The sequence below is a fragment of the Bacteroides luhongzhouii genome (assembly GCF_009193295.2).
Classification (GTDB): Bacteria; Bacteroidota; Bacteroidia; order Bacteroidales; family Bacteroidaceae; genus Bacteroides; species Bacteroides luhongzhouii.
Genome location: NZ_CP059973.1, coordinates 377,637 through 390,453, shown reverse-complemented (window position 1 = coordinate 390,453; position 12,817 = coordinate 377,637). Strand labels below are relative to the sequence as shown.

Here is a 12,817-nt window from a genome sequence, read left to right as displayed (position 1 = left end):
GTTTATTCCCTTTCTTTTATTGTACCCGACCGGATTGGATTTCATAGGTAGGATATGGTAATACATATTGTTTATCTTCCATTATTTCTGAACGATAAGGAATTTCTAAGGAACCAGTACGTTTGTAGTAATAAAACATTACTCCTTCTGATAGGAACTCTTTTCTGTACTCTTTCTTTATTTCGTTTACGATTTGGGGGGCATCCAGATTTTTTAAATCTTCATATAATCCGCGTTTTTGACGTACATGATTTAAATACGTCATTGCTTTTTCTAAATTGGCTGGAGTTCCCGTTGCGCAACATTCAGCTGCAATGTAGTAAACTTCAGGTAAACGGATCATTGATATTTTATTTTTGTAGTATTGGTTTATGGTAGAGGGTTGATAAACTTTTAATGGAACATATCCTAAACTTGAAGAAGTTAGGCTTTGGTCTAATAAAGTCGTAAAACGTACATCTGTAGTAGAATTTTCATAAACTTGATTGGCCGTTTCAGGTTCTATATACATTACTTCGGAATCGTTGTTAGTGTAATATGGCTTTATATAATTTTTTATCTTAGTATCTAGATTCTGTATGCTGAGACCAAATAACTGTTCTGCTGTTAGATTATAAGTGCTTGAGTTAATGGTTTCAGGTGTTAAAAATTTCAGAGTATAGATGTTTTGGTTATTTTCAGTCATATTAATATCATTTTCTGCAGCCTTTATCACTTCTTCTGCTGCGTCCAATGCTTTACTTTTATTACTATCACTTCCTTCCCATAATCTTACTCGGGATTCTAAAGCTTTCACTGCATAGTAATTAAGTCTAAGATTTCTTGTATTATAGAAACCATCTGTATTGACATTTGCATACTCTGAGAAATTATGTTTTTGAGTCACAGGATCGTATTCTCTTAGTAAATTGGCTGCATCGGTTAAGTCGGTTAAAATGAAACGTATCGCTTCATTTCCGGTAACTTGGGCCGGTGCTTCTTTTGAAATTTCTAATGCATACGGAATAGTGTATTTATTATTTAACTCAGAAGAACGTTGTTCCCAATTGCCATATCCGTATAATCGTAGTAGATCAAAATGCATGTAGGCACGAATAGCTAGCAATTCTCCTTTTATTACATGATAATTGATCGGGTCCATTATTGATTGTTTTTCATCAATATATTTTAGAGCTTCATTTGCGTTTGCTATTACATTATACGCTTTAGCCCAGATTCCTTCGATGAAAGGGAGTAAATCTACACTATTATATGCGAATTTATGCAGGTCTAAAGGTATTGCATCAGAACCTGCATAAATTTGTGGATAAAACTGATGCCCCAATCTTTCTAATCCATACCATGATAGATTTTTTCCGTATAAATCGTCTTCGGCCATTGCGATGTAACACCCGATGAGAGATTGCTGAAATCCTATCTCTGTACTATAATGATCTTCTTCTCTGATTTCATCACTTGAAGTTACATCAAACCAGCTATTACATGATGTGAAGAAGAATGCTATTGATAATATGGTTACTATTTTCTTTTTCATAACTGCATGATATTAAAATGTTCCTGTTAATGAGAATGATAAAGTTCTCGCAAACGGATAAGCGGTGCCTCTTTCAATTTTAATAGAAGAGAATGTATAAACGTCATTGAGATAAACTGCGCATCTCAGCCTTTGCATATGAAGTTTCTGATATATTGTTTTGGGGAATTCATAATACGCACTGATGGAAGATATACTTAGTTCATTTCTATCTTGTATAAATCTGGTTGTCGGGCGAGTCATTTCTGTAGGATTTCCATATGCATCTATTGCATTTTTGTCGGACAAGCTTTTGTACTGCGACTGTTGGCCCGGAGTCTGCCATCTTCCTGTTAATACTCTACGGTCAACATTATAATTCATATTGATGTTTTCCACTCTGTTAACTAGTGTGGTGTTGTACATTTGGCTACCTGCCAGAAAACTTAATGTTGCATTTAAACCGACTCCTTTGTATTCGGCTGAAAAGCCTGCTGTTCCTCTATATTTAGGAGTTGCATCACCTGCCGGTACTATATCGTTGGAATCATAGACATAAGTATAAGAACCATCTTTTTTTATGTATATTTCATTACCGGTTTGTGGGTCGATACCAGCTGAAGGAACTGCCCAGATTGTATTCATAGAAAGTCCGTCCTCGTAAAGGGCTACTGGTGTGGAATTTGTCTTTTCGGTGGCTTGCTGTCGCATTTTCTCATTATATGATCTCATGCTTTCCGAGAGATGAACAATTCTGTTTTTAGTATAAACCAGACTACCGTATAAATTGAAAAATCCCTCTTTGCTTTGCCAGACTGTATAAGTTGCTTTTACTTCTATTCCTGAGTTACGCACTAACCCTAAGTTGTCTTTTACAGAGTTAAAACCTGTTGAAGTGGGAATTGTGACATCTGTCAACATGTTTTTTACGTCTGCCGTGTAGTAATCAAAGGATAAAGATAGACCAGCGATACGCATATCTACCCCTATGTTATAATCTTTTTTTTGTTCCCACATTAAACCGTGGTTAGGTAAGTTGTTCAAGTAAGCCCCGGAAAGTCCTTGATATGTGATACCTGCAAAATATTTATATGTACCAATAGCTGCATTGGTATTGAAATTTTGGTTACCGGTAAGTCCGATAGAGCCACGTATCTTTAATTGTTTTATCCAATCTTTATCTTTAAAGAACAGCTCATTGTGAATATTCCAGCCTACCCCAAATGACCAACTATTAGCCCACCGCTTATCTGAGCCATATAACGAAGATGCACTTTCTCTCACTGTGGCATCTACCAAATAACGATTGTCGTAATCATATGCTGCTGAAAGTAAGAAGCTGGCTTCACGATTTATGGATGCGTAGCCTATTGGGGTACTATTTTCTGCATATTGGCGAGCAAAAGTAATATCTGCTTTTTGATTATTGGCGAATCCTTCAGCTGTATGCTGATATGCGGAATATTGATTTTCAGAAATAAAAAATCCGGCATTTCCAAATATTGTATGTTTTTTGAACGCTTTATTATAATTAATATTCAGGTCACTTGAAATAGAACTACTTTTGCCATTTTCTAAAATGTATTTACCACGTCGAGGAATTAATTCTGCCGTAGTATATGTGACAAATTCTGAATGATCTGCAGGGTAGAAGCTATCAGCTACATTCCGTTTCTGTGATACTCCTATACGCAAGGTGGCTTTCCAATCTGGAGCAATAATCCATTCGGTATAAAAATTGTCGATAAAAGATAGATAGCTTGATGTAAAACTAGTACCTATGGTTGTATCATATAATGGATTGGCTATATTTTTGCCAGTATATAAAGAATTGGCTGTTGGAGATTCTGCATAGCGGAGAATTCTACCGTTTGTATCAGTTGCTTGCCAATAAGGATTCATTTTTACATAATCATTAAATGAACCATATGGGGAATCACTGCTATTATTTGATATAACTGATAGTATATTTTTGAATAGAAATTTTTTGCGTCGGTAGGAGATATTTATATCACCGGAAATGTTTTTTCGATCAGAGCCTTTCATAACTCCAGTTACTTGGTTGTAAGTAAGATCCAATATTGCACGTAGGCTCTGAGAATCACCAAGTTCTATGTTCAGATTATGTTTATGTCCAATGCCAGTACGGAGAGGTTTGGACATCCAGTAGGTATCTAATCCCTCAAGAACCAATTTTTTACGACTGTTATAAAGAGCGGTTAGTCTTTCTTGATCTTGGGGAGAACTACTGGTATAGACACCTTCAATTCTTTCTACTTCTAATTTTTCTGATGAATTACATAAATCATAACTGGTTAGATCTGGCATCTCAAATGACAGACTCCCATTATATTCAATACGTGTTTCATTACCGGATAGGCGTTTTGTTTCAATAACAATTACTCCATTTGCAGCCTTGGAACCATACAGCGCTTTTGCAGAAGCGTCTTTTAAAATCGTTAAACTTTCAATGCGATTCATATCCATATCCATGATATGTTGGGCTGTTGTTTCAAATCCATCTAATATAAATAGTGGTTGATTAGGCTGATTTTGATAATTACTTTTTAACGAACTGGCTTCAGTCGTAGGAAAACTGGATGTACCACGCATCGACATTGTTGGGGTAGTATTAGGGTCAGAACCCATATTGAGATTATCTGCAATGTATATTGTAGGATCCAGATTTTTCAAACTCTGGAACACATTCTGATTTCCGACACGCATCAGATCTTTGCTCGAAATAGTAGTTGCTGCTCCAGTAAAACTTTCCGCTTTACGAGTATAAATTCCAGTAACGATAACTTCATCTAATTTAGTATCACTTTTTAGAGTAATATTTTTTCGTACATCATTCCGACCACTATTAATCATTACTTGCTGAGTAGACATTCCGATATATGAAAAGGTGATAGTACATGCAGTATTAGCTGGAATCTCTATATTATATTTACCATTATTATCTGTTATGGCAAAGCGTTGAAGATCACTAATCACAACATTAACACCGGGCAAAGGATATCCTTCTTCATCCGAAACGATACCTGTTGCGATACGTTTGCTTCCTTGTTGTTCCACTTTAGAGATAGTGACAATATCTCTTTCCATGCTGTAAGTGAGACCCGTGCCATTGAGTACGGTACGTAGTACGTTATCCACAGTTTCATCTTTTACATGGATAGTGATGGGTTTCAGTGACTTTGTCTGTTCTGTATTGTAGACAAAGCTTAATCCGGTTTGTTGTCTTAAAGCATCGAAAAAATCTTTGACAGTGACAGATTCCAGATTTAAAGTTACTTTTTTGCCACTTTCTGGAATGGCAAACATCATTGTGGGTAATAGTAATAATACTACTACCAGAGAAAGTATTCGGATTCTTTCTCTACTTTTTGTCTTTCTCATTCTTTCTTCTTGTTTAATTAGTAATTAATTGTCTGTGATTAAAATCTCTCTTCCTTCTATTTTTATTTGTAAATTCGTAGTACGTGCTATTGCTTTTAATATCGGGCTGATTGTGGCATAACGATCCATATTACCAGTAAATCGCAGTTGTTTAAGCTCGGAAGTGCCAAAGGAAATATTAACATTATACCAATGTTCTAGAATTTCGACAATATTTTCTAAAGTACGATTTTCGAAAATAAGTCGTCCTTCATTCCATGCTATGTAGGGAGTGAGGTCTACATTGTATATAGATATATTGTTACCTTTCTGTTCAATGTGTGCCAATTGGCCCGGCTCTATGAGTTGTTCTTGTGTACTTCCTTGAGGAATAATACTGATACTCCCTTTCACTAATGCGACTTCTGTTCGTCCAGAGGTGAATGTATTAACATTAAATTCTGTACCATACTGTTTGATTATTCCTTGGTCAGTGACAACGTAGAAAGGACGAGCATCTTTGGCTATTTTAAAATAGGCTTCCCCTTTTAGATAAACCATGCGTTTAGTCTTACTAAACTTTACAGGATACCGTATTTCTGTATTATAATTGAGGTGTACGGTTGTTCCATCTTCAAAGGTTACTCTGAATTCGTTTCCCTGTTCAGTTGTTAATGTGTTTTTTTCTACTATTTCAGGCTGCTGTTTTTGAGATATATCTATATTTATATTGGGTGTTGATGGATAGATGAGCGCACCATTTTGAGCTATAGCAGTTGTGGAATGATTAACTTTAACTGGTGTTGGATATGTTGGAGTAAGCGATTGTTTGTCATTCCCGGCTAAAATTAATGTAGCTTTAGGAATTCCTGGCTGTATGGCATCTCCTAAGGCTAGATTGTCAGATATTTGTTTTTCGGAAGCAATATAAAAGTACCATCCTCCTGTTGTTATTATTATAGGTAATATTAAAATAGCTGCATATTTCAGGAGAATTGATGTGACTGATACTTGGCAATATTTCTTTTTGAAATGTTTCCATGCCTGATGTGAGTTAATCTGTGTATATGCCTCGTAGCGCTTACGAAATGATGCGCTTGTTCGTAAACGATTGAAAAACTCTTCGTGTTGTGGAGAGGTCTTGATCCAATTGTCAAGTTGTTTTTTCTCGTGCTCTGTAATATCACCGAAGAGATATTTGGCTATTAATTCTTCTGTACCAGATTTTATTTTCATATATCTATTGTCTTATCATTTGTTAATAAGACAATATGAAGATTAAAAAGAGGTACAAACTTTCTAAAAAAGATTATTTTGGTTACGAAAAAAACTTGGAACTATACAAAATGTCACATAAGGGGAGCAAAAAATAGCATGTGCCCATCTGTTCTTTGATAGATTGTATAGCTCTTTTCTTTTGTGTTTTTACTGTTTCAATCGAAATTCCTAGTGCAGTAGCTATTTCTTCATTCTTTTTTCCATCCATATGCAATAAGAATATTTCCCGGCAGCGTGTTGGCAATTTATCGATAGCACGAAATAGTAGCCGGTATACTTCTTCTTCATTGGTATCTTCTTCTTCTGTGATTTCTCGATAAGTGCTTGTCAAGCGTTCAAGATAGAGAGATTCTACATTCTGATGTTTTAAATAATTAAGAGAGGCGTTTCGTATAGAATTATAAAGATAAGTCCGGAAAGAAGGTAATGATAAGAATCTCATTTTCTTTTCCCACATAGTTGCAAAAAGATCCTGTACAATATCTTCGGCAGCTTGTTGGGAAGAGAGAAAGTTGATGGCGTACAACACCAATGCTTTATAATATTCATTATAAAGCTGATGATAAGCGGTTGGGCGTTGCTCATTTATACCTTTTATAAAGGAACTTTTCTCTTCGTTCATGGTGAAATATTATGTTTTATGCAGCAAATGTATAAAATATCTAGGATAAAAGAAGCCTTTCAAACTCTATACTATTCGCAAGCACTTATTTTTCTTAGTTTATATAATAATAGTATGGTGAATTTGATAGATTTCCTGAATGTGTTTTTAATGGAATATGAATAATTTTGTATTTTTGATTTTATGCGATTTCATGGAAGATAGAGAAAACAGTTTAAATAAAAAAATGATAGGATACTATGAAATCGGATGGAATAGTATATTATTGGTGAATTTTATTAAAAAAACTTGTATGTGTTAAGGATTTGTATTAATATTATGCGATTTATAGCTTAAAAATAGAAATATGTATAACTTGATTCTATTTTTATTAACAGCGTAATTTTACTAATGAATATACATTATTATGCAGAAAGTATTATTAATCGTATATCTTTTGATTATGGGCTTATTTTCTTGCACATCAGAAAATGACGAAATTTTGTTGGAGAATAAACCAAGTACAAGGACTCTAGAGGTTGAAGATGACGTTTTTTATGGGAGCTATGAAGTACAATTTACAGGTCCATCATCTGGGCGTATTTTAGAATATGATACAAAAGAGCCAATCATAGGAGCTGCAATCCAACTAGAGGAACTTCCAACAATTGGAGTTATAACTGATATTAATGGTTATTTCACTTTAGATATTCCTTTAAAATATAGTAATATGTTTACATTGAAAATCAGCTATATTGGATTGGGAACTATGTATGCAAAGAGAAGTAGAATTTTTGTGAATAATGCAATTATTCCTGTTGGAACTAAAGGTATTGATAAAGTTGTCACAAGGGATGTATTAGATAGTTGTGGAAATTATTTCAGAGAAGTTGAGGCTTTTCCCATTGATGGCTATAAATTCAAGATGTGGGTTGGACCTAATGATATTCAAATATATAGTAATCCTTATAGGATACCATTAAATTCAACAGAACAGTTCGCTGCGCATTCTGTAATAATAGAAAGACCTAGTGGAGGAGCAAGTGCTAGCGTTAGAGAATACGTTTCAATGGACAATTGCGGCGAAGGTATATCATTTATACTCATTAAAGAAAATGATGAAAGTTATGAATTGATTGCTCGTCCTAAATTGGGTTATGAATTTTGTCATTGGTTGCGTAAAGGAAATGTTTATTCTGAGTTATTTAATATTATACTTAATAATAAAAATAATTATAATATTAAAGATTTTACTGCTGTTGGAAAAAAACTAGGTTCTGGATCAGGCTCGGGAGCTGAAGCTGGTTCGGGTTCTGGAGTTAGTTCCGAAGAAATTAGAATAAAAGGTGTTGTTGTGTCTGCTACAGATAATGAACCATTAATGGGGGCTAATGTGTATTGTTGGAAGCCATTTCTTGGCACAGTTACAACTATAGAAGGTCATTATGAAATAACATTACCAATAGGATCTGAGTTGTGTTTTAGTTATATAGGCTATACAGAACAAAAAATCAAGGTTGATAAAACAAGTAGTATAACGAAACTGTCTTGTGTAAAATTGAAGGAAGATGATAATTGGAATTTTGATGTACTAATGGAGAATTGTGAAAAATGAAATGTGAGTTATTATTCTTGAACTCAAGTTCGATTGTTATGGATATCATAGGTTGCCATCGTGTTTCTCCTGAATATATTGGGGCTATTGGGGGATAAGTAGATGTAAAATAAGGTGGTTTTACGATTATTATTTGCTTTGAAGATAAGGAAGATAGTTCTGTTGTCCACTCGAGATATTATATGTTATTCTTGTACTTTTTCGGAATGCCATAACAGCAAAAAATGTTATCCTATTCTGAAACTTTAGAGAATCAATGTATTATAGTCTCTCTAATTTTTTTATCTTTGCAGACAGTTTGAAAGCAATAGCTAATAATAAACAATACAATAACTTAAAATAACCAGAATCAGATGAAGCAGGATATGATTGTTATCCTTGACTTGGGTAGTCATGAGAATACGGTATTGGCTCGTGCCATCCGTGCGTTAGGAGTTTATAGTGAGATTTATCCTCACGATATCACAGTGGAAGAACTGAAAGCATTACCCAATGTAAAGGGTATTATTATCAATGGTGGCCCGAATAATGTAATTGATGGCGTTGCCATTGATGTAAATCCGGCTATCTATACTTTGGGGATTCCCGTCATGGCTGCAGGTCACGATAAAGCAACTTGTGAAGTGAAGTTGGCAGAATTTACAGATGATATTGAGGCTATAAAGGCAGCAGTGAAATCATTTGTTTTCGATGCTTGCAAAGCTGAAGCTAACTGGAACATGAAGAATTTTGTTAATGACCAGATTGAGTTGATTAGGCGTCAAGTAGGTGATAAGAAAGTTTTGCTGGCTTTGTCGGGCGGAGTTGACAGTTCTGTGGTAGCAGCTTTACTTCTGAAGGCAATTGGTAACAATCTAGTTTGCGTACATGTTAATCATGGTTTGATGCGTAAGGGAGAGTCTGAAGATGTGGTTGAGGTATTCAGCAACCAGTTGAAAGCAAATCTTATTTATGTAGATGTAACCGATCGTTTCCTGAATAAACTGGCAGGTGTGGAAGATCCGGAACAGAAACGTAAAATTATTGGTGGTGAGTTTATTCGTGTGTTCGAAGAAGAAGCACGTAAGCTGAATGGTATTGACTTCTTGGGTCAAGGTACTATTTATCCGGATATTGTGGAAAGTGGAACGAAAACAGCTAAAATGGTGAAGTCTCATCATAACGTAGGTGGTCTGCCTGAAGACCTTAAGTTCGAGCTTGTGGAGCCATTGCGCCAATTATTTAAAGATGAAGTTCGTGCTTGTGGCTTGGAGTTGGGATTGCCTTATGAGATGGTTTACCGTCAACCTTTCCCTGGTCCAGGTTTGGGCGTACGTTGTTTAGGTGCTATTACGCGTGACCGTTTGGAGGCTGTACGTGAGTCCGATGCTATTTTGCGTGAAGAGTTTCAGATTGCTGGATTGGATAAAAAGGTATGGCAATACTTTACGGTAGTACCCGATTTTAAATCTGTTGGTGTACGTGATAATGCCCGCTCTTTTGATTGGCCGGTGATTATTCGCGCTGTCAACACGGTAGATGCTATGACGGCTACTATCGAACCGATAGAATGGCCTATCCTGATGAAGATAACAGACCGTATCCTGAAAGAAGTGAAGAATGTAAATCGCGTTTGCTATGATATGTCACCGAAACCTAACGCGACTATAGAATGGGAATAAAGAGATTTTTTAAATGATATTTCGATAGCCTCAATTTATAGTAAGTTGAGGCTATTTTTATTGTTTAACATTGGCTTCTGACAGAAATGTAATTGAGTTTTTGTTGAACTATGTTATATTGGATTTGATTTCGGAACAACTTGGAAATTGTTTTATGTTATTTGAAGCTTATGCGCACCATTTAGTATCTTGTTTGGGCAGTTGAACGAATGGGAAAAACTGTAGATGAATATGTTTTGGAAAATCCTAAGTTTCAGCAATGGTTAGATGTAACGAAGCTTCCCACTTTTAAAAATATAGAATAGTTTACTCGTAAATTTTATGCACCACTGGGATATATGTTAAAAAAATCAAGAAACTTTTCCCATACCTTTTTGGGTAAAAAAGAAAACAGAGCCCATAACATCAATGTTTACGATATTATAATCGAGATGAAGGAACGTCAAGAGTGGCTTTCTGAATATCTTCGTAGAATGGATTTTGGACAGATTGACTTTGTCGTCATCTTTAGTATCTTTTCAATTATATAATATTTGGAAAAATGAACCGAAAATAAAAAGAGATAATAATCAGGGCGGTAATTTTTATCCTTCTGCGATCAAAAAAAGTAGTTGCACTTTTCTAAGTCATGTAAATAATGCGTTAAATAGGAATATGTTGCTTCACATGGATACTTATCGTCTGACGGGTTTGAAAGGCGATACATTTCACAAAATCTTGAATTCCCCTTTTTTTATCCAAGATTATGAAATATATAATAGATTCAAACAGCTTTATAACTCCTCACCGTACCTTTTGTCCAACAGATGTAGGGATAAGTTGTTGGAATTTAATCCTAAAAACAATATTTATATACAGATATTTATGAATAACCAGTCAAATCTCCCGAAGTCCATGCAGTCTATCCTATCTAGTGTTGTTGGATAATATGAAGCATCTCAAAAGATTATTCAAAATTTGATGTGATTACCTTACACATAAATAGAAATAATTTCTTTATTTTGCAATAATTAAAGGTGCATTCATAATAGCAGAATGGATATAGAAAAAGAGAAAACATTCAAAATGTTATTTGAGAAACATTATCAGCAATTATATCAGCATGCTCTCAGTTTTATGAAAGATGAAGAGACTGCGAAAGATATAGTAAATGACGTATTTCTATTTTTTTGGGAAAACTTCGATCGTTTTTCCAACTCAACATTATACCTTTCTCTTCTTTATACGCTCGTACGTAACCACTGCATTGATCATCTTCGCCATTATGATGTGGAAGATAAATACATACAATATTTAAAGTTTGCATTTACAGAAGAAGATATTGATTACTATACACAATACCAGGAATTATTGGATGAAGCCTTCAAACGCCTTAATGCACTCCCCAAACAAGCCCGAGAAGTGGTTTATGCATGTTTAGTCGAAGGAAAAAACTATAAAGAAGTAGCGGAACAGATGGGAATCAGTCCGAATACGGTGAAGAATCATATCGTCCAATCTTTGAGTAAAATGCGAAAAGAAACAGAAAACTCGAAAAAAAAATCATTTTATATAGTCTTTTTTTATCCCTTCCTCGTCTTATAGATAAAAGACACTGTTATGGAAGAAAAAAGATATTTGGATGAAGATCTGGAATATGCTCTTCATTTATTAAATCAACCAGAATTATTATGCGTAAAAGAAGCGGTTCAATGGTTGGATAATCCAGATCATAAAGAACTTTATTATTCTCTTTTGGCCATGCGGGAATCTATCTTATCGAACGATAAAAATAAGATAGACGTAAAAGCTGAATGGAAACAATTTAATACCCGCCATAAAGTAATGCCTGCTAAAACGTCCCGCCATTCATTTTGGTGGGGAGCTGCGGCTGCCACTATTGCATTATTGATTGCTTTCTCTTTCTTATATATATACGATCAAGATTTAACAACAGAAAAAGTAGTTGTATATACTGCTATTCCAGAAAAGACTGACGTTGTTTTGCAGACAGCAAGTGGTCGTTCCCTGAATCTGTCCTCTCAAGCAGCTATGAAAGAATTGGAAAAAGCACAGACTATTGATATCAAAAAAGATGCAATTAGCTACTTGCCTGCTCCTTCAAATGATAAAACGGCTGAGATACACACATTAAGTACCCCGCAGGGAAAGAACTTTAAAGTGGTTTTAAGCGATGGTACCGAAGTATGGATGAATGCAGAGAGCCGTTTACGTTATCCAGATCAATTCTTTGGAAATGAGCGTATTGTAGAATTGGAAGGAGAAGCTTATTTCCATGTTACTAACAATAAAAAGCAACCATTTATTGTAAAGACTAAAACTGCAACGACGCGTGTCTTAGGTACTAAGTTCAACTTTAGAGCCTACGATTATGAGAACACCCATGTTACATTAATTAATGGTAGTGTTGTAGTAACTGAGTCCAACAGCCAACAGCAAGTTTTACTTCACCCGGGTGAAGATATACAAATAGACAAAGAACATAAGATAACAGTAAATTCTGTCGACATTCGCAGTTTTATAGCCTGGTGTGAAGGATATTTCTATTTCAAAGATGTTGAACTGAGTGAAATCATGCGTTCTATAGGACGCTGGTATAATCTAACCGTCGAATTCAACGATAAAGATAAGACCCATTTACGTTTTAACTTTTGGGCGCGCCAAGACAACGGAGTTGAAGATGTATTACAATTGCTAAACCAAATAGGAAAGGTGAAGGCAGAGTTAAAAGATAATGTCATCATTGTAAAATAAACAAAGACCTCTAC

The 12,817-nt window shown here is 35.0% G+C and carries 8 protein-coding genes; 4 read left to right on the top strand and 4 right to left on the bottom strand.

What is annotated here, in order from left to right; translation table 11 throughout:
* Positions 1 to 16 precede the first annotated feature (16 nt).
* The 4 genes from GD631_RS01450 to GD631_RS01435 form a co-directional block, all read right to left on the bottom strand.
* Positions 17 to 1,534: a RagB/SusD family nutrient uptake outer membrane protein gene (locus GD631_RS01450; RefSeq protein WP_143260034.1), complete on the bottom strand. Its 1,518-nt coding sequence runs from the start codon at positions 1,532 to 1,534 to the stop codon at positions 17 to 19.
* A gap of 12 nt (positions 1,535 to 1,546) precedes the next feature.
* Complete coding sequence (locus tag GD631_RS01445; RefSeq protein ID WP_143260033.1) at positions 1,547 to 4,915, bottom strand: SusC/RagA family TonB-linked outer membrane protein; 3,369 nt, start codon at positions 4,913 to 4,915, stop codon at positions 1,547 to 1,549.
* 24 nt (positions 4,916 to 4,939) lie between these two features.
* The gene (locus GD631_RS01440; protein ID WP_143260032.1) at positions 4,940 to 6,130 is read right to left on the bottom strand and encodes a FecR family protein; all 1,191 of its coding nucleotides are present in this window, start codon (positions 6,128 to 6,130) and stop codon (positions 4,940 to 4,942) included.
* A gap of 82 nt (positions 6,131 to 6,212) precedes the next feature.
* Positions 6,213 to 6,794 (bottom strand): RNA polymerase sigma-70 factor, encoded by a 582-nt coding sequence (locus GD631_RS01435; RefSeq protein ID WP_143260031.1) that lies wholly within the window; start codon positions 6,792 to 6,794, stop codon positions 6,213 to 6,215.
* Between the two features lie 406 nt (positions 6,795 to 7,200).
* Between GD631_RS01435 and GD631_RS01430 the strand changes: the two genes are divergently transcribed.
* The 4 genes from GD631_RS01430 to GD631_RS01415 all read left to right on the top strand — a co-directional run bounded on the left by GD631_RS01430 (position 7,201) and on the right by GD631_RS01415 (position 12,803).
* The gene (locus GD631_RS01430) at positions 7,201 to 8,388 is read left to right on the top strand and encodes a carboxypeptidase-like regulatory domain-containing protein (RefSeq protein WP_143260030.1); all 1,188 of its coding nucleotides are present in this window, start codon (positions 7,201 to 7,203) and stop codon (positions 8,386 to 8,388) included.
* A gap of 353 nt (positions 8,389 to 8,741) precedes the next feature.
* The gene (guaA, locus tag GD631_RS01425) at positions 8,742 to 10,049 is read left to right on the top strand and encodes a glutamine-hydrolyzing GMP synthase (protein ID WP_143260029.1); all 1,308 of its coding nucleotides are present in this window, start codon (positions 8,742 to 8,744) and stop codon (positions 10,047 to 10,049) included.
* A 1,035-nt stretch (positions 10,050 to 11,084) separates the two neighbouring features.
* On the top strand, positions 11,085 to 11,633 hold the full coding sequence (locus tag GD631_RS01420) for an RNA polymerase sigma-70 factor (RefSeq protein ID WP_143260028.1): 549 nt from the start codon (positions 11,085 to 11,087) through the stop codon (positions 11,631 to 11,633).
* 15 nt (positions 11,634 to 11,648) lie between these two features.
* The gene (locus GD631_RS01415) at positions 11,649 to 12,803 is read left to right on the top strand and encodes a FecR family protein (RefSeq protein ID WP_143260027.1); all 1,155 of its coding nucleotides are present in this window, start codon (positions 11,649 to 11,651) and stop codon (positions 12,801 to 12,803) included.
* Positions 12,804 to 12,817 lie beyond the last annotated feature (14 nt).

Bases quoted from the DNA above. Each gene is read 5' to 3' on its own strand.
- GD631_RS01430 (WP_143260030.1), top strand. From the start codon at position 7,201: ATGCAGAAAGTATTATTAATCGTATATCTTTTGATTATGGGCTTATTT.
- GD631_RS01440 (WP_143260032.1), bottom strand. From the start codon at position 6,130: ATGAAAATAAAATCTGGTACAGAAGAATTAATAGCCAAATATCTCTTC.
- GD631_RS01450 (WP_143260034.1), bottom strand. From the start codon at position 1,534: ATGAAAAAGAAAATAGTAACCATATTATCAATAGCATTCTTCTTCACA.
- GD631_RS01420 (WP_143260028.1), top strand. From the start codon at position 11,085: ATGGATATAGAAAAAGAGAAAACATTCAAAATGTTATTTGAGAAACAT.
- GD631_RS01435 (WP_143260031.1), bottom strand. From the start codon at position 6,794: ATGAACGAAGAGAAAAGTTCCTTTATAAAAGGTATAAATGAGCAACGC.
- GD631_RS01415 (WP_143260027.1), top strand. From the start codon at position 11,649: ATGGAAGAAAAAAGATATTTGGATGAAGATCTGGAATATGCTCTTCAT.
- GD631_RS01445 (WP_143260033.1), bottom strand. From the start codon at position 4,915: ATGAGAAAGACAAAAAGTAGAGAAAGAATCCGAATACTTTCTCTGGTA.
- guaA (WP_143260029.1), top strand. From the start codon at position 8,742: ATGAAGCAGGATATGATTGTTATCCTTGACTTGGGTAGTCATGAGAAT.